19 protein-coding genes are annotated in these 15,367 nt (G+C 65.8%); 11 read left to right on the top strand and 8 right to left on the bottom strand.

Annotated elements, in window-relative coordinates:
• Nucleotides 1-24: 24 nt before the first annotated feature.
• The 3 genes from HBNXHr_RS11690 to HBNXHr_RS11700 form a co-directional block, all read right to left on the bottom strand.
• Nucleotides 25-570: a hypothetical protein gene (locus tag HBNXHr_RS11690; RefSeq protein WP_275882260.1), complete on the bottom strand. Its 546-nt coding sequence runs from the start codon at nucleotides 568-570 to the stop codon at nucleotides 25-27.
• The gene (locus HBNXHr_RS11695; protein WP_275882261.1) at nucleotides 567-1,910 is read right to left on the bottom strand and encodes a divalent metal cation transporter; all 1,344 of its coding nucleotides are present in this window, start codon (nucleotides 1,908-1,910) and stop codon (nucleotides 567-569) included. The genes HBNXHr_RS11690 and HBNXHr_RS11695 overlap by 4 nt, the downstream gene beginning before the upstream one ends.
• Before the next feature lie 97 nt (nucleotides 1,911-2,007).
• Nucleotides 2,008-3,561 carry an alkaline phosphatase family protein gene (locus HBNXHr_RS11700; protein WP_275882262.1) on the bottom strand — a complete coding sequence of 518 codons (1,554 nt, stop codon included), beginning with the start codon at nucleotides 3,559-3,561 and terminating at the stop codon, nucleotides 2,008-2,010.
• A 131-nt stretch (nucleotides 3,562-3,692) separates the two neighbouring features.
• Here HBNXHr_RS11700 and HBNXHr_RS11705 point away from each other — a divergent pair, with 131 nt between their 5' ends.
• From HBNXHr_RS11705 to HBNXHr_RS11720, 4 genes are read left to right on the top strand one after another with little or no spacing between them, the layout of a single operon-like run.
• On the top strand, nucleotides 3,693-4,373 hold the full coding sequence (locus HBNXHr_RS11705) for a glycosyltransferase family 2 protein (protein ID WP_275737387.1): 681 nt from the start codon (nucleotides 3,693-3,695) through the stop codon (nucleotides 4,371-4,373).
• Nucleotides 4,370-4,720, top strand: coding sequence for a DUF2304 domain-containing protein (locus HBNXHr_RS11710; RefSeq protein ID WP_275737388.1), 351 nt, complete (start codon nucleotides 4,370-4,372; stop codon nucleotides 4,718-4,720). The genes HBNXHr_RS11705 and HBNXHr_RS11710 overlap by 4 nt, the downstream gene beginning before the upstream one ends.
• Nucleotides 4,713-5,570 (top strand): polysaccharide deacetylase family protein, encoded by an 858-nt coding sequence (locus HBNXHr_RS11715; protein ID WP_275882263.1) that lies wholly within the window; start codon nucleotides 4,713-4,715, stop codon nucleotides 5,568-5,570. Before HBNXHr_RS11710 ends, HBNXHr_RS11715 begins: the two co-directional genes overlap by 8 nt.
• A 1-nt stretch (nucleotide 5,571) precedes the next feature.
• Entirely contained in the window at nucleotides 5,572-6,606 is a 1,035-nt protein-coding gene (locus HBNXHr_RS11720) for a lysylphosphatidylglycerol synthase transmembrane domain-containing protein (protein WP_275882264.1), read from the top strand.
• Nucleotides 6,607-6,625: 19 nt separating this feature from the next.
• On the opposite strand, the gene HBNXHr_RS11725 is transcribed toward HBNXHr_RS11720, so the two are convergent.
• Nucleotides 6,626-8,386 carry a glycosyltransferase family 39 protein gene (locus HBNXHr_RS11725; RefSeq protein WP_275882265.1) on the bottom strand — a complete coding sequence of 587 codons (1,761 nt, stop codon included), beginning with the start codon at nucleotides 8,384-8,386 and terminating at the stop codon, nucleotides 6,626-6,628.
• A 124-nt stretch (nucleotides 8,387-8,510) separates the two neighbouring features.
• On the opposite strand from HBNXHr_RS11725, the gene HBNXHr_RS11730 reads away from it, so the two are divergent.
• Entirely contained in the window at nucleotides 8,511-9,125 is a 615-nt protein-coding gene (locus tag HBNXHr_RS11730; RefSeq protein ID WP_275882266.1) for a DUF309 domain-containing protein, read from the top strand.
• A 44-nt stretch (nucleotides 9,126-9,169) separates the two neighbouring features.
• Here the strand turns inward: HBNXHr_RS11730 and HBNXHr_RS11735 are convergent, their stop codons facing one another.
• The 3 genes from HBNXHr_RS11735 to purS all read right to left on the bottom strand — a co-directional run bounded on the left by HBNXHr_RS11735 (nucleotide 9,170) and on the right by purS (nucleotide 10,636).
• Nucleotides 9,170-9,589: a CBS domain-containing protein gene (locus HBNXHr_RS11735; protein ID WP_275882267.1), complete on the bottom strand. Its 420-nt coding sequence runs from the start codon at nucleotides 9,587-9,589 to the stop codon at nucleotides 9,170-9,172.
• A 124-nt stretch (nucleotides 9,590-9,713) separates the two neighbouring features.
• Complete coding sequence (gene purQ, locus HBNXHr_RS11740) at nucleotides 9,714-10,388, bottom strand: phosphoribosylformylglycinamidine synthase I (protein WP_275737394.1); 675 nt, start codon at nucleotides 10,386-10,388, stop codon at nucleotides 9,714-9,716.
• Nucleotides 10,385-10,636: a phosphoribosylformylglycinamidine synthase subunit PurS gene (purS, locus tag HBNXHr_RS11745; RefSeq protein WP_275882268.1), complete on the bottom strand. Its 252-nt coding sequence runs from the start codon at nucleotides 10,634-10,636 to the stop codon at nucleotides 10,385-10,387. Before purS ends, purQ begins: the two co-directional genes overlap by 4 nt.
• Before the next feature lie 269 nt (nucleotides 10,637-10,905).
• Here purS and HBNXHr_RS11750 point away from each other — a divergent pair, with 269 nt between their 5' ends.
• Genes HBNXHr_RS11750 through HBNXHr_RS11775 form a run of 6 tightly spaced genes read left to right on the top strand, consistent with a single transcriptional unit; the run spans nucleotide 10,906 to nucleotide 14,805 of the window.
• Entirely contained in the window at nucleotides 10,906-11,181 is a 276-nt protein-coding gene (locus HBNXHr_RS11750; RefSeq protein WP_275737396.1) for a hypothetical protein, read from the top strand.
• Between the two features lie 5 nt (nucleotides 11,182-11,186).
• A complete protein-coding gene (locus HBNXHr_RS11755) occupies nucleotides 11,187-11,762 on the top strand; it encodes an NADH-quinone oxidoreductase subunit B family protein (protein ID WP_275882269.1) in 576 nt (191 codons plus the stop codon).
• Nucleotides 11,737-12,210 (top strand): NADH-quinone oxidoreductase subunit C, encoded by a 474-nt coding sequence (locus HBNXHr_RS11760; protein WP_275882270.1) that lies wholly within the window; start codon nucleotides 11,737-11,739, stop codon nucleotides 12,208-12,210. The genes HBNXHr_RS11755 and HBNXHr_RS11760 overlap by 26 nt, the downstream gene beginning before the upstream one ends.
• Nucleotides 12,210-13,466: a nickel-dependent hydrogenase large subunit gene (locus HBNXHr_RS11765; RefSeq protein WP_275882271.1), complete on the top strand. Its 1,257-nt coding sequence runs from the start codon at nucleotides 12,210-12,212 to the stop codon at nucleotides 13,464-13,466. Before HBNXHr_RS11760 ends, HBNXHr_RS11765 begins: the two co-directional genes overlap by 1 nt.
• Nucleotides 13,463-14,449, top strand: coding sequence for a complex I subunit 1 family protein (locus HBNXHr_RS11770; protein ID WP_275882272.1), 987 nt, complete (start codon nucleotides 13,463-13,465; stop codon nucleotides 14,447-14,449). The genes HBNXHr_RS11765 and HBNXHr_RS11770 overlap by 4 nt, the downstream gene beginning before the upstream one ends.
• Entirely contained in the window at nucleotides 14,446-14,805 is a 360-nt protein-coding gene (locus tag HBNXHr_RS11775; RefSeq protein ID WP_275882273.1) for a 4Fe-4S dicluster domain-containing protein, read from the top strand. Before HBNXHr_RS11770 ends, HBNXHr_RS11775 begins: the two co-directional genes overlap by 4 nt.
• A gap of 14 nt (nucleotides 14,806-14,819) precedes the next feature.
• Here the strand turns inward: HBNXHr_RS11775 and HBNXHr_RS11780 are convergent, their stop codons facing one another.
• Nucleotides 14,820-15,293: a hydrogenase maturation protease gene (locus HBNXHr_RS11780; protein ID WP_275882274.1), complete on the bottom strand. Its 474-nt coding sequence runs from the start codon at nucleotides 15,291-15,293 to the stop codon at nucleotides 14,820-14,822.
• Nucleotides 15,294-15,367 lie beyond the last annotated feature (74 nt).

Consider the following 15,367-nt stretch of genomic DNA (forward strand, 5'->3'; position numbering starts at 1 on the left):
GGAGATGGGGCGTCAGCGGCGGAGTCAGGACAGGTCGATCGTCCGGTCCACGCTCTCACGGAGGGACAGTAGCACCTCGCGCTCGCGTCGGGACACCGGATTTTCGGTCCCGAGTTCGTCGCTGTCGAGGGCGTTGAGGACGGCACAGTGGGCGGGCTCGCAGTAGTCAATCAGCAGCGCGGGATCGTTCGTCTCGTGCTGGAAGGGGATGGTCGCATCGTTGACGAACACCGCCCGTGGCCCCGGTGCGTTCTCGAACAATGTTCGGGCACGCTCCGCATTCTCGCGAGCCAGTGTGACAGCCTCCGCAGCCGAATCGGACGCCGCCCGGGGTGCGTGGGCGTCCAGGACGCCGTGCCAAACACCGTCAGGAATCTCGACGAAGCGGTCCAGCCGACCGCCGAGGATCCGCCCGTCGCGCTCGACTTCCGGCGCGAACTCCAGGACGACGACGCCGTCGGTGCCGTGACGGTCGAGCCAGTCACCCAGCGCCCGTGCCGTGGTTGCCGTCTTGCCGACCTGTGAGGGGCCGACCAGCAGCGTCGATCCCGACAGCGAGATGTCGGTCATGGGACAGTGCCGGCGACCCGTTCCTGGAAGAACTTCACGAGCAGCCCGAGAGTCGCGATCGAAAGGATCACGCCGAAGGAAAGCACCGCGGCGGTGAGGACGTCAACATTCCCGGCGGTCGCTTCACGGAAGAACTCGATGGTGGCCGTTTCACGGAGGAAGTTCGCGGCGAGCCCGCCGGTGACGCCGAGCAGTGCGAGTCCGGCGAGGTTCGCGGCGAGGGAATTCACCCGCGGGACCGCCCCGGAGTTCAGCAGATAGAGGACCACCGCGATCGCAAAGGGCGTCCCGACGGTACCGATCGCGAGGACGAGCACCAGTTGCCCGAGTACCTCGCCGCCGATGAACGCGCCGGGGGCCGACAGCAGGGCGAAGGCGGCGAGCAGTCCACGGTAGCGCGAGTCCTCGACAGTCGTCCCCCAGCCGAGTTTGTCCGCCAGCAGGAACGGCGGGACGATGGTGTTGCCGCCGAGCGTCGAGACGGCCGCACCGCCGAGGCCGAGCAGGAACAGCACCTCGGCGCGCTCGCCGACCAGCGGACCCAGCGCCTCGGCCGCCCCGACGGTCGAGAGGTTCGGGTCCGAGAGGACACTCGCCGTCACGAGGAAGATCGCCACGCTGTAGATGCCGAAGGCCACGAGCATCGAGATCCCGACGTCGAAAGTCGCCAGATCGTACTCGTCGGCCGTCCACTCGCGGGCGCGCATCGTGTAGGAGTGCATCGTGATCAGCGTGATGTGGACCGCGCCGCCCAGCACGCCGGCGGCCACGGCCGCGCTGCCGCCGGGGACCGACGGGACGAGTCCGCGCGCCGCCGCGGCGGGGTCGATCGGCACGACGAAGACGCTCGCGACGAACGCGAGCACGACGGCGCTGACCAGCACCTTCGCGAAGAGTTCGACGAAGCGGTAGCCGCTCCCAGCCAATCCGACGGCGAGGATCACCGCCCAGATGATCCCCCAGATCCCGGCATCCAGCCCAGTGATCGTCGCCGAGACGGATGCGACGGTGTTCATGATCACCAACTGGGCGACGCCGGCGGCGATCACCGCGTCGAGAACCAGGATCCACGCCCAGGAAGTCCCGAGGTGGTCCTCGACGACGCCGACGATCCCGCGCTCGGTCAGCAGGCCGAGTCGCATCGCGAGGTACTGCGCGAACGCACCGGCGAATGCAGAGAGCACGACCACCCACAGCAGGTCGTAGCCATATCCCGCGCCGGCGGCGATCAGACTCGCCATCGTCGCCGGCCCGGCAGCGATCGCCCCAGCGACCCATGACGGCCCCATCTCCCGGAGATGGGATCTGACAGTGCCACTCGTGTCTCTCGATGTTGCCATAATCGAGTGATACCACTAGGTGGTTATAACCGTAGCGGCTTCCGTATCGAGAGACAACAGCGGAACAGATCGGTCTACAGAACTGTGAACTCGGCCCTCACTCCATGTACCCGAGTTGCTGGAGGCGGTCGGCGACTTCCTCGCCGGCCTCACCGCGTCCCCCCTCGTCGATCCGGATCGGCTCGCGGCGACTCCAGTCGGGATCGCCGACGACGATCGGCAGCACCTCGCCAGTCATGTCGTGGGGGACGTCACACCCGGCCGCGACCAGCAGCGTCGGGGCCATGTCGAGAATGCTGATCCGGTCGAGTTGCCCGCTGGCGGTGAAGTCCGGGCCGTTCGCGAGGAAGATGCCGTGGCGGGTGTTCTCGGCCGCCCAGCGGTCCGGGCCGGCCGTGATCTCGCCGCCGCCGACGCCGTCGTTGACGTGGACGCCCGGGCGCATGTCGAGGACGATCTCCGGACCTTCTTCGACGTACGGCCCGGAATAGACGTGCTCGCCACGATAGACGCCGTCGAACAGCGGCCCCTCGCTGTCCTCGACTGCTTTGAGGTCCGCCATCAGCGACTCGCGGACCGATGCGTCGTCGAAGGCGGGGTTGAGATAGATCGGTCCCTGCCCGCTCGCGACGGCCTTCGTCCGGTCGAGGTCGATCGCTTCGAGCTTGCGATCGCGCTTGAGTCCCGCCTGCTGGGGCACGAGTGCCTGGAGGCGTTCGGGGACGACCGTGGCAAGGATGTCGACGATCCCGAGGCGCTTGGCCACGCCGAGGGCGGTCTCCCGATCGAGGCCGACCCGCCGGAGGACATCGTCGACCGTCGCCGTCCGGGCCTGATAGCCGTGCTCGGCGAGCCACTCGTTGACGTAGAACTCCGTCGTGGTGGGGGCGCTGCCGTGGTCGGACATGAGGACGACGTTGAGGTCGTCGATGTCCGCCAGGCGACCGAGGTACTCGTCGACGAGTTGCCACGCCCGATGGGTCGGTTCCGCGTCCCAGAAGAAGTGATGGAGGACGTTGAGATAGAACAGCGTGACGTGGACGAAATCACGCTCGCGCTCCTCGAGCAGCCACAGCGCGACTTCGAAGCGCATTTCGAGAACGTCGAGGATCGCCTCGACCTCGGCCCCACGTTCGTCGTTGCTCGAGAGCAGGGGGTCCGGGTGGACCTGGTAGTCGAAGCGCGATTCGATCTCGGATTCGAGTTCCGGCGGGTGAGTGTAGCCGCCCGAGATCGAGCGGTACTCGCCCTCGACGGCGTCGGGACCGCCGGCGACGATCGACGCGTCGTCGATCTCTCGTGGCGGGTACATCGTCGGCATGTTGACGACACCCGTCGATTGGCCGTCAGCCGCGAGATAGTCCCAGAGTTCGGCGGTGTGGTAGTCGCTGCCGTCGGCGACGGTGATCTCGCCGGCCGCGAGGTCGACGTGCTCGAACCAGAAGACACCGAACCCGCCAGGGTCCTTTCCCGCGGAGTAGCACTTCCAGTTCGGGAAGGTCACGGGCGGGAGACAGCTCTCGGTCTCGGCCCACGAGCCCGAATCCCGGAGTGCGGCGAGGTTCGGGAGGTCGCCGGCATCGATCCAGGGGTCGAGCAGCCGCCAGCTCGCGCCGTCGAGGCCGACGACGACGGTCCGATTGCCGGGCATTGTCTCGCGGGACGCGGGCGAACCACTAGTGGGTTTCGAAGGATCCGCCGGTATGGTGCGTTATCAACGATGCGCCCGTGTGATGCGCCGGGAACGATACGCCTAAGTGATCGCACGGAGGCGATCCTACCGTGCGAACGGTCGCCGTCATCCCCGCGTACAACGAACGTGAGACGATCGAGTCTGTCGTCGACGGGACGAGTCGTCACGTCGAGGAGGTCGTCGTAGTCGACGACGGTTCGACGGACGGGACACCCCAGCTCGCCCGGCAAGTGGGTGCGACGGTGATCGAACACGTCTACAACACGGGCGTCGGTGGCGCAGTCCGGACGGGCTACCGGTACGCCATCCGGAACGACTTCGACTTCGTCGTGCAGGTCGATGCGGACGGCCAGCACGACCCCGAAGAGATTCCACGGCTGCTCTCGGTGGCCGAGGACGCGGACATGGTGATCGGCAGCCGGTATCTCAACGAGAGTTTCCAGGAGTATTCGTGGCTCCGAGACCTCGGGATCCGGTCGTTTACGGCGGTCGTCAACGTCCTGGGCGGCGTCAACGTCACGGACGTCACGAGCGGGTTCCGCGTCTATCGTGTCACCGCCTTGGAACGGTTGTTGCATCGCTCGGACAAACACTGGGCGGTCGAACAGACCCTGGAGGCCGCCAGACGCGAGATGGACATCCGGGAGGTCTCGATCGCGATGCCGACCCGGGAGACGGGGTCCTCGCAGTTCACAGTCGAGACCTTTGCACTCTACCCGCTGCGCATGACCGACGCCATCCTCCGGGTCCTGCTTTTTCGAGATTCATGACCTATAGCCTCGTCAACGTCCTCGCCGTGCTCGTGGGAGTCGCCTTCCTCTGGAACGCCTATCGCCTCGTCGATCGCGGCCGGGAGGATCTTGCCATCCTCGCACTGTCGCTCGTCCTGGGCGGTGGGTTGATCTTCGTCGCGGCCTTCCCGAACACCTTCGAGGTCGTCGCGACGGTGCTGGGTCTCGAATGGAAGGCCCGGGCGATGCTGGTGCTCTCGAACCTGACGCTGTTCGTGGTCGTGACGTATCTGTTCGATCGCCTCGGCCGGCTCGCGGAGCGCGTCTCGACGCTCAACGAGGAGCTGAGCCTGCTCCGGGCCGAACTCGACGAGCGCGATGACTGACCGGCGGGCGGTCCTCTCGATCGACGTGGAACTGTTCTCCCAGACGCCCGCGTACCGTAACGCCAACGGCTCTGCTGAGAGGGAGGGGATCGGTTTCGACGGCCTTTCGTTCCTCAGGGACGCACTCGCCGAACACGACGCGCGATCGACGGGCTTCATCGTCAGCGAACTCGCCGACTCCCATCCCGGGGCGATCCGGGCGTTCGCCGACGCCGGCCACGAAATCGGTTCACATACGCATACCCATCGGCTGCTGTCAGCTCTCGACCCGGCAACGCAGCGCGAGGAGATCGAGCGTTCACGGAAGATGCTGATCGAAACGACCGGCCGGGATGTCCATGGCTTTCGCGCCCCCGCGTTCGATCTGGCCGACGATCACTTCGAAGTGCTCGCGCAAGCGGGCTACACCTACGATTCGAGTATCGTTTCGAGTCGGGCGATCCCGGGCTGGTACGGCGGCGAGTACGACGTCCATCGACCGACGCCGGCCACGGGGATCGACGCCGACGCACCCGCGGATATGCGGGAACTACCGGTCAGCGTCATGCCCGGGCTGCGGCTGCCACTGACCGGGACGTGGCTCCGGTTTTTCGGCCCGCGATATACGATCCTGGGAATGCGATGGCTGGCCCGCCGCGGAATCACGCCGATCCTGTACGTCCACCCCTGGGAGTGCGTGGAGTTGCCCGACGTCGAGGGCGTCCCCTCGCGAGTATACTGGCACACCGGGGCGTGGATGCGCCGGGCCATCGAGCGGATTCTGTCGAGCGACTTCCGGTTCGTTTCGGCCCGTGAGGTTGTGGAGAGTGGGGCAGGCGAAGATGGACCCAAAGCCGACGGTGGTGAGTGATGTGACCGAAAGTCAACTCCGCGACATGGCCGTCACGCTCGCGCAGTACGTGATTGCGCTCGTCGCTCTCGCGTGGGCGGCCTCACAGACTGATCCCGCCGAAGCGGCGTCGTTGCTCGCCGGCCTCGATCCGCTCACGGCGCTGGCGCTGCTCGCTGTGACCGTCCTCGGGCTGCTCGCGCGTTTCGACACGTGGGCGGCGACGCTTGCCCCGATCCAGCCGACCGACCGCCGGACAGCCGGGCGCGTCGACCTGATCGTCAACTTTGTCAACCAGCTCCTCCCGTCGCGGTTGACGGGCCGACTCGCCGCGCCGTTCGTCCTCCGGAGCAAGCTAGGGATCTCCTACGCCGACGCGACCGCCGTCTCCGGCGTCCACACGGCACTGTACGCAGTGCTGTACGGGGCGGTCGCGACCGTCGGGCTCGCCTTGGCCGTCGGGCGCCTCTCGATCGGTCTCGCTACCGTCCTCGCGCTCTCGATCGCGCTCTATCTGCTGGCCGGGGCGGTCGTCCTCGCCGCCGGGACGAACCTCGAACGGCTGGACTGGGTGTTCGGCGGCGTGACGCGCTTGCTCGGCTATCTCCCGAAGGTCGGCGATCGACTCGCTGCCCAGGCCGAAGACGCAGTCTCGTTCACGGCCGACGCGACGGTCGCGTTCCGGAGGATCGCCCTCGATCCGGGCGTCTGGGTCCGGTACACCGCCGGCTGGGTCGTGGCGATGGTGCTCGCACCCGGCGCGCGTGTCCTGTTGCTGTTGGCCGGCTTCGGCGTCGCCTTCGAACCCGCCGCGCTCGTCCCACTCTACCTCGTGATGGCCTACAGCGTGACGCTGTTGCCGCTGACGCCCGGCGGGTTCGGCGTGACAGAAGCGACGACGACGGCGGTCTTCGTCGCGCTCGGCGTCCCGAGTGCGGCGATCGTCCCCGTCGTCTTCGTTGACCGCTTCCTCGGCGTCTACCTCCCGGCGCTCGCCGGGTGGTATCCCGCCCTCGGGATCGATCGGGCGTCGCTCCGGAGTGGCGAAGAAGGGTGACGCGGTCGGGGACCGGCACTCAGAACGGTGGCCCACGGTCCGACCGACACTCGCCAGTCGACTGGAGGATCACCGTGAACTGATTGGGCTGGAGTTCCTGTTCGTCGCCGTGCTGATCGACCTGCGGGACGATCCCGTATGGAAGCAGTTCGAGCAGTGACCCGGGCGTCGGTCGCTGTGGGACGTACGCGGGCGGTCGCGACCCGAACTCCGTGACGATCTCGTAACTGTAGTTACCGTCGAGTAGCCCCCGGATGTACGCCTGTCGCCGTGGCGAGTTCCGGAGGTAGGTGTCGTCGAGATACACCAGGTCGCGATAGGTCAGCATGATGTACTCGGGACAGGCGGTGAACTCGCCTTCCCGGTAGGTCACGGTCGCACCGTGCGGGACAGCGGTGTCCTGGAAGTGCCACCGATAGGACTCGATCGTCTCGTTGTCCCCGACGCGGTCGTCCATCCATGCGGCAGCCTGGTCGCGTGGCATGTCGGCATACCCCGCGACGCCGACGCCGGCGTAGACGCCTGAGGAGATCACTAGGCCGACCGTGAGGACGCGGGCGACAGTTTGCCGACGGTCGCGCAGCCGGACGAGCCAGGTTGCGACGAGGATCGCGAGCAACGGGAACGTCGGCAGGAGGTGGTGGACACGGAAGTCGTGCCAGGGGACGTACAGCGCCAGGAATCCGCCGACCCCGGCCAGGACGAGCAATGTCCCCGCGTTCGCGCGACGGCGACCGGCGCGGACGAGGGCGGCGACGACGCCAGCGACACTCGCGGCGAACAGCGGGAGGCCAAGGCCACTGAAGTAGCCACGGGCGAACCACCACCACACCGGCGCAGTCGGTCCGTGTGGGCTTCCCGGGCGGCTGATGGAATGGCCGCCGATCCGGCTAAGAACCGGTTCGAACGCGCCGACGAGCGTCGTCGGGAGCCCGACCACGATGGCAAGCACGCCAAGCGCCCCACCGATCCCGATCAATCGCGGACGGTACAGCGATGCCGACCAGTCGTCGCTCCCGCGGGCACGAAGCAGGTGGGCGACCACGATCAACCCGATCACGGGGGCGGTCGTGAGTTTGAACGCCATCGCGACGCCGCCGGTCGCGCTCGCGCCGTAGAACGTCCACGTCTCCCCCGATCTGACGTACCAGATCAGCAGATAGAGAGCGATCAACAGGAAAAACAGCGCCGGCATATCCTCGCCGCCCTCGTGGGCGATCGTGAGAAACCCGAAGGTCAACGTCAACAAAAGCGCCGCGAGCCGGCCGGTCGACCGGTCGGCGATCGTCGTCGCGATCCGGTAGGTGAGATAGACCGAGCCGATCGCAAAGGCGACATTGAACAGCCGGATCAGCCCGATGTAGCCGGTCCAGAACCACGCCGGAATCCCGTCCCAGGTCGGGAAGTGACCGAAGTCCCAGCTGATCTGGACGGGGCCCATGATCGCATCGAGGGTGCCGGTCAGGACTGCAACGGCAATCATCGGAATGAGGGCCAGTCCGAACAGGTAAAACGTCGCCCCGAACGGGACCCGACCCCACGCGACGCCCTCCTTGAGTCCCTCGTAGCTCGGATCGGCGACGACCGACCGGAAGGCGACGAGGGGATCGAGCGCCCGGCTCCACTCGTCTCTGGTAGCGACGTTCGGGAGCCGGTGCCAGAACCAAAAGCCCGACAGCACCGCCGCCAGGATGAGCACGGCAGGGAGATACGGGTCCGTCCGAAGGTCGTCGAGGACGCGGGCTTTCGCCCGGCCGAGCAGTGCGCGAACGGGGACCATCTACCGGCCCTTTCCCCGAAGTGTGCAAAAATCTGTCTGACTCGGGCAGCCGGGAGGGCTGCCATCAGTCGGGCACGGGACTGCAGACAGAGGCGTTTTGTCGGAGCAGGCCCGAACGAAGCGCATGGACGCCGCTTTGCGGGCCGGGATCGCGCTCTACAACGCCGGGTACTATCGGATCACCCACGATGCCTGGGAAGCGCCGTGGATCGGGATGGGAGGCCGCCAGGAGCCGAAGGACTTCCTCCAGGGACTCATCCAGTTCACCGTCGCGATCCACCACGCTACCGTCGACAACGAATCCGGCGCTCGCAAACTCGCCGGCCGCGCACAGACGTATCTGGAGGGGTATCCGGAGGAGTACCAGGGCGTGAACCTCGTCCCCGTGCGGGAGTACCTCGCTGCACTCGAAGCCGACCCCGCTCACGTCGAGGACACCGACCCGCCGACGATGACCCACCACGGCGAGGGGGTCGAGCTGACCGATCTGGACTTCGAAGAGACGACGCTGGCTGCCGACGCGATCGCCGAGGTCGAGGGCGACGAGGACCTGCTGGACGCAGCGATCGAGTACGCCGAAGCCGACCTTGAGGCCGGCGACGAGGGCAGTCAGTTCGTTACGTTCGTCTTCGATTACGTCCGGAGCCCGGACGATCGGGGGATCATCCGGCAACGACTGAGCGAGCACGTCGACCGGCGGGAAAGTCGGGAAGCGGACGTCGAGGGACTGTTCGAGTGAGGTAAGTCACCGCCGGAAAAATCGAGCCGCCCGCCACCGGCGCGTCAGTACGCCGGCCGCTGGGCGCGGATGGTCGAGGCGAGTTGCTGTTCCTCGTCGGCGATGAGTTCCGTCAGGTCGTCGGCAGTGACGATCCCGGCGAGTTCCGCCCCGTCGATGACCGGCAGTCGACGGACGCCGCTCTCGCTCATCAGGTTCGTCGCCTCGTAGAACCCGGCGTCTGCCTCGATCGTCTCGAGGTCCTCCGTCATGACGTCCGCGGCCGTCGTTTCAGTCCGGTCGCGTTGCTTGCCGAGCACACGGATGGCAAGATCACGGTCCGTGACGATTCCGACCGGTGTGTCGTCGTCGGTGATGACGACGCTGCCGACGTCTTCGGCATCCATCCGACCGGCGAGTTCGGTGACCGGCGTCTCCGGCTGTGCTGTGACTACGTCGCTTCGGGCGAGGTCTGTTACTGGCATGTGGGCACCCCGTTAGATGTTCAGCCGGCACCAACATAATAGTTCATTATATTTTTCGGAGGGAAAGACTGCGGAGAGAGACGAATCAGCGCCTTAGAACCTCCCGAAGACGAGCGGAAACCGATCAGGCGAACCCGGAAAGGACGCCGCGCCCGTCTGTCCCGCCGATGTCGGCGAGGGCCATCCGTTCGGGATGGGGCATCATGACGGCGACGTGATCGGACTCACCGGTGACGCCCGCGACGGCGTGTTTCGAACCGTTGGGGTTGGCCTCGGGCGAGACGTTCCCCTCGGCGTCACAGTACCGGAACAGAATCCGATCCTCGGACTCCAGGGCGTCGAGGCGATCGTCGCTGATCTCGAAGCGGCCCTCGCCGTGGGCGATCGGTAGCTCGATGACCTCGCCTTCCTCGTACTGACTCGTCCAGGGCGTCTCGCTATTCTCGACGCGGAGGTGGACGTGCTCACACTGGAAGCGCGCGCTCTCGTTGGTGGTGAACGCGCCAGGGGTGAGGGAGGCCTCACACCCGATCTGGGCTCCGTTGCAGATCCCCAGCACGGGCGTGCCATCGTCGGCGGCCGCCCGAACCTCGGCCATGATCGGCGAGTGGGCCGCCATCGCGCCCGCCCGGAGGAAGTCGCCATACGAGAACCCGCCGGGGAGGACGATCCCCTCGGCATCGTCCGGCAGGTCATCCTCGTGCCAGACGAGTTCGGCCGCGACGCCGACGGACTCCAGGGCCTGGACGGTGTCTCGATCGCAGTTGCTCCCGCCGAACTGAATGACGGCGACGGTCATTGGTCCTCGATCGCAACCTCGTAGTCGTGGATGGTCGGATTCGCGAGCAGGCGCTCGGCCATCGCCTCGACGCGGTCTCTGGCCGCCTCGCTGTCGGCTGCCTCCAGATCGATCTCGAAGCGGTCGGCCGCGCGAAGGGCATCGAGCTCGAAGCCGAGCCGTTCGAGCGCCTCCCGGGTCGTCTCCGCCTCGGGATCGAGCACCCCCTGCTTGAGCTTGACGGTCACGGTCGCGGTATAGGTACTCATCGGGTGAAACGCGGATGTCATCCGCGAAAACTCTTGTGACTCACGTCAGCCGGGGTCTACCACAACAGAATCACATACATATTGTGATATGATCGGACGTGCCTGCTCTTCCTTCCCGATTTTTCACGACGGAAACCAAATATCTACAATCGAGACAAGCTTTATTGGCTAGAATATCGTATTTTTAACCCGAAATGGTGATTGATATCCTTCTCGCACCACCGCTCGCATTTGCTATCTTTCTTCTTATAGGTCTGGGTATTGATGATGTGGGTGACCGGATCGCATCCGACCGCGAGAAGACGGACGATGAGTTTCGGACGGCGTGGGCCAGCGGTGAGGAACCGCCGAGCAGCCAGGGACAGCCGCGATATCGGCTCTATCACGTCGGGATCGGCTTTACGATCATTCACGTTGCCGTCTTGCTCGTCGCCACGATCCCGCTTGACGCGAACGGGGCGTTGCTGGGCGTGCCGCTGCTCGCTGTCGTCGGGTTGGCGCTGTTTGCGATCGTCGAAGCGGGTCGACCACAACCAGGGAGATAACACACATGGGACGGATCACCGACTGGGCGCGGAACCGATCGCCGTGGATACTCCACCTGAACTGCGGGAGTTGCAACGGCTGTGACATCGAGACGCTGGACGCGCTGATGCCCAGATACGACATCGAGCGCTTCGGCATCCAGCAGAAGGACACGCCCCGGCACGCCGACATCCTCGTCGCCACGGGGCCGGTGACCAAACAGATGGCTCCCCGGCTGAAGCGCATCTACGAGCAGATGCCCGAGCCGAAGCTGGTGATCGCCGCCGGGTCGTGTGCCGCGACTGGCGGCGTCTTCCAGGACTGCTACAACTGCCACGAGGGCATCGACGACGTGATTCCCGTCGATATGTACATCCCCGGGTGTCCGATCTCGCCCGAGACGCTGATCGACGGGATCGTCACACTGCTAGAAGAGGCTGGCCAGGAGGCCAAAGCCGAGCGCCTCGCCGAGAACAAACCCGAGATCGTCGAAGAAAGCAACCGTATCGACGGGACTGTTCCGACTGAAGCGACAGACCAGCAAGCAACTGACCCGGAGACACAGGAGGGATCGGATGACGCCGAGCCAGCTGAAGCGTAGGCTCGACGACGAACTGTCCGGCCTCATCGCCGCCTCGACGGCACACGGCGACGGTCGCCTGGAGTTCGCCCTCGCAGACCGCAGCGACCTGGTCGATGCAGTCACGACGCTGCAGGAACTGGGCATCACCCACCTCGTCACGATCACCGGCGTCGACGCCGGCGACGAGATCGAGGTGCTGTATCACTTCCTCAAGTACGGCGAGTACGACGACGGCAATCTGGGTGAGGGCGTCGAACTCACGATCCGAGCGACCGTCCCGAAGGACGATCCCACGATCGCGACGCTCACCGACGTCCTCCCCGGCGCGACGCTGTACGAGCGGGAACTCATGGACATGCTCGGCGTCGAGGTCACGGGCCATCCGAACCCCGAGAAACTCTTACTGGCCGACGACTTCGACGGCGGGCCGCCGCTGCGAGCTGAGAACCTGGAGGTGAGCGACTGATGTCCGAAGACGTCTCAGGCACGGAAATTCCGGTCGGTCCCCAGCACCCCTCGCTGAAGGAACCTGCGAACTTCACGCTGACCGTCGACGGCGAGGTCATCACCGGGGCCGATCTCAAACTGTCGTACAACCACCGCGGGATCGAACAGGCCGTCCTCTCGAAAAGCTATCTGGAGAACATCTATCTGCTCGAACGCATCTGTGGCATCTGTTCACACGCCCATACGTCTTCGTTTGTGATCGGCGTCGAGGACCTCCTCGATCTCGATGTCCCCCGGCGGGCGAACTACATCCGGACGCTGATCGGCGAACTCGAGCGCATCCACAGCCACATGCTCTGGCTGGGGGTCGCGGGCCACGAGATCGGCTTCGACACCCTCTGGCAGTACGCCTGGCGCGACCGCGAGATCGTGCTGGACCTCTTAGAGGAGATCACGGGCAACCGGATCCACTACTCGATCAACACGATCGGCGGCGTCCGCCAGGATCTCACAGCGGAGCAACGCGAGACCGTCCTCGAAAAGATGGACGAACTCGAGGAGCGCATCGACTTCTACCTCGAGACGGTCCCCAACGAGGAGACGGTTCGGATGCGGTGTGAAGACGTCGGCACCGTCTCGACCGAACTCGCCCGGGAGTACTGTGCGGCCGGGCCGGTCGGGCGCGCCTCGGGACTCCCTGTCGACGTTCGCAAGGACGCTCCCTACGCTGCCTACGACGAGCTGGACTTCGACGTCATCACGGAGACGGCGGGGGACCTGCTGGCACGCACGACGGTTCGGATCCGCGAGATCGCCGAGAGCATCTCGATCATCCGCCAGGCCGCCGCGGATATTCCAGACGGGGATCTCAAGGCCAGCCCGAAGCCGGTCCAGGCGCTGCTGGCACAGATCCCCGAGGGCGACGTCGTCAGCCGCTACGAGGCTCCGCGCGGCGAACTCATCTACTACATTCGGGCCGATGGCACTGACACGCCCGAGCGCGTCCACATCCGGGTGCCGACGCTCGCCAACTGGCCGACCGTCGTCGAAGCCTTACGCGGGAGTTACATCGCCGACACGCCGATCGTCGTCGCCGGGATCGACCCCTGTATCAGCTGTACCTCCCGGATCGGCGTCGAGACCGACGGCAGCCACGGCGGCGAGGACTCGTTCAACCTCGAGGAATTGCGTGAGTACGGCATGGAATGGTACGACGAGCGCGCCGAGGGTGGCGTGACGGGCGACTCGGAAATCGATCGGGGTGACCGACCGTGAGCCTCGAGATCGACCTCGCGACCGGGTTGCTCTACCTGCTTGTGTTCCCCGGCTTTGCGTTCCTGTTCACCTACGCGCTGGCCGCCGAATACGTCGACCGGAAGCTCTACGCCCGCCTCCAGAACCGCGTGGGGCCGCCGCCGCTGCAGCCGCTGGCGGACTTCCTGAAGCTACTGGCCAAGGAGTCGGCCGTCCCCGAGAACGCGACCGAACGGATCTACCGGGCCGCGCCATTGACGGGGCTGGCGGGCGTGTTGACCGCGATGCTGTACATCCCCGTCTGGAGCGAGACGGCGGCGATGTCCTTCGAAGGCGATCTGGTCGTCGTCCTCTTTTTGCTCTCGTTGCCGTCGTTCTCGCTGTTCTTCGGCGGGTGGTACTCCGGGAACGTCTTCAGCCAGGTCGGGACCACCCGGACGATCACGCAGCTGTTTGGCTACGAGATCCCGTTCTTCCTCGCGTGCTTCGCCCCGGCGGTCGCCGCGGGGACGCTCGAACTGTCGAGCATCGTCGCCTTCGTCGGGTCGAACCCGCTGCACATGCTCGTCTTCGCCCCGGCGTTCGTCATCGGGCTGCTCTCGTTGCAGGCCAAACTCGAGCGCATCCCCTTCGACGCGCCGGAGGCCGAGTCCGAACTCGCGACCGGGGCACTCGCGGAGTACTCCGGCCGGAAACTCGCGCTGTTCCGACTCACGAAGGACGTCGAACTCGTCGTCGGCGCGGCACTGCTGTCGGCGCTGTTCCTCGGCGGTCCCTACCCGGTCGGATCGATCGAGGGGATCGCCGGGGCCGCGCTCGGGATCGCGGTCTTCCTCGTGAAGACGCTCGCGATCGTGACCATCCTCTCGATACTCAGGGGCGTGCTCGCGCGCCTCCGGATCGAACAGGTCGTCGACGTGTTCTATCGGTGGCTCGTGCCGATCGGACTGGTCCAGATCGGCATCGTGCTCGCGGTCGGGCTGTACGCGGAGGGACTCCTATGAGCTTACCAGGCAAACTCCTCCCCGAGGCGCTGAAAACCCTCGGGAAAGACCGGGCGACCGTATCGTACCCCAAAGACAAGCGGACGCTCCCCGAGCGCTTCCGGGGGGCCGTCGAGTTCGATCCCGACCCCTGTACTGGGTGTGGGATGTGTGAACGCCACTGTGCCGCCGACGCGATCGTCGTCGGGACCGACGACGACGGCAACGTCACCTGGGCGTACGACGTGGCCAAATGCATGTTCTGTGGGCAATGTGAGGAATCCTGCCCGACCGACGCGATCGTGATGGGCAAGGACTTCGAGCTCGCGGACGGAGACCGAGAGTCCTTCACGGAATCCTACACCTTCGAACGGTGACGGGTGGCACCCGTCTACTGAGTAGCGCCGAGCACATCGCTCAATTCCGCCACCAGATCGTCGAGTCGCTGCTGGACCGCCGACGACAGGTCCGTCCCGAATTCGATCCGGGCCGGTTCGACGCCAAATAACGCCACGTCGGCGTCCATCTCGCGAGTGAGAAAGGTTTCCAACATCGCCGGGGTTGACTTATGCGACGAAAAGGACTCGCCACCGAGGTCGTCGGACTCGATCCACTTCGAGTCGCCGGGGTCGCCGCCGAAAGCGATAGCGTCGACCAGGACGATCCAATCGGGTTCGAACCGACGGATCACGCCCGTCTGATTCTCGGGCGCGACGCCGCCCTCGATCACGCGGAGTCGGTCGGCCCCGATCCCGTCGAGTCGACGGACAACTTCGAGGCCGACCGCGTCGTCGCCGCGGAGTTCCGAACCCATGCCGACGAGAGCGACGCGATCGGCGGCGTCGATTTGCGGTGGCGTCGTCACAGGTCCAGACAGGACGCCAACCGTCTAAAGCGACTCGTTCAGGATGGACGTTGGTCTCCGGGATGCAGGCGATC

It is taken from the genome of Halorhabdus sp. BNX81 (assembly GCF_029229925.1).
In the GTDB taxonomy this organism is placed as follows: Archaea; Halobacteriota; Halobacteria; order Halobacteriales; family Haloarculaceae; genus Halorhabdus.

Excerpts from the sequence above, each read along its gene's own strand:
- HBNXHr_RS11690 (WP_275882260.1), bottom strand. The coding sequence starts at position 570 with ATGACCGACATCTCGCTGTCGGGATCGACGCTGCTGGTCGGCCCCTCA.
- HBNXHr_RS11695 (WP_275882261.1), bottom strand. The coding sequence starts at position 1,910 with ATGGCAACATCGAGAGACACGAGTGGCACTGTCAGATCCCATCTCCGG.
- HBNXHr_RS11700 (WP_275882262.1), bottom strand. The coding sequence starts at position 3,561 with ATGCCCGGCAATCGGACCGTCGTCGTCGGCCTCGACGGCGCGAGCTGG.
- HBNXHr_RS11710 (WP_275737388.1), top strand. The coding sequence starts at position 4,370 with ATGACCTATAGCCTCGTCAACGTCCTCGCCGTGCTCGTGGGAGTCGCC.
- HBNXHr_RS11715 (WP_275882263.1), top strand. The coding sequence starts at position 4,713 with ATGACTGACCGGCGGGCGGTCCTCTCGATCGACGTGGAACTGTTCTCC.
- HBNXHr_RS11725 (WP_275882265.1), bottom strand. The coding sequence starts at position 8,386 with ATGGTCCCCGTTCGCGCACTGCTCGGCCGGGCGAAAGCCCGCGTCCTC.
- HBNXHr_RS11730 (WP_275882266.1), top strand. The coding sequence starts at position 8,511 with ATGGACGCCGCTTTGCGGGCCGGGATCGCGCTCTACAACGCCGGGTAC.
- HBNXHr_RS11735 (WP_275882267.1), bottom strand. The coding sequence starts at position 9,589 with ATGCCAGTAACAGACCTCGCCCGAAGCGACGTAGTCACAGCACAGCCG.
- purQ (WP_275737394.1), bottom strand. The coding sequence starts at position 10,388 with ATGACCGTCGCCGTCATTCAGTTCGGCGGGAGCAACTGCGATCGAGAC.
- purS (WP_275882268.1), bottom strand. The coding sequence starts at position 10,636 with ATGAGTACCTATACCGCGACCGTGACCGTCAAGCTCAAGCAGGGGGTG.
- HBNXHr_RS11755 (WP_275882269.1), top strand. The coding sequence starts at position 11,187 with ATGGGACGGATCACCGACTGGGCGCGGAACCGATCGCCGTGGATACTC.
- HBNXHr_RS11760 (WP_275882270.1), top strand. The coding sequence starts at position 11,737 with ATGACGCCGAGCCAGCTGAAGCGTAGGCTCGACGACGAACTGTCCGGC.
- HBNXHr_RS11765 (WP_275882271.1), top strand. The coding sequence starts at position 12,210 with ATGTCCGAAGACGTCTCAGGCACGGAAATTCCGGTCGGTCCCCAGCAC.
- HBNXHr_RS11775 (WP_275882273.1), top strand. The coding sequence starts at position 14,446 with ATGAGCTTACCAGGCAAACTCCTCCCCGAGGCGCTGAAAACCCTCGGG.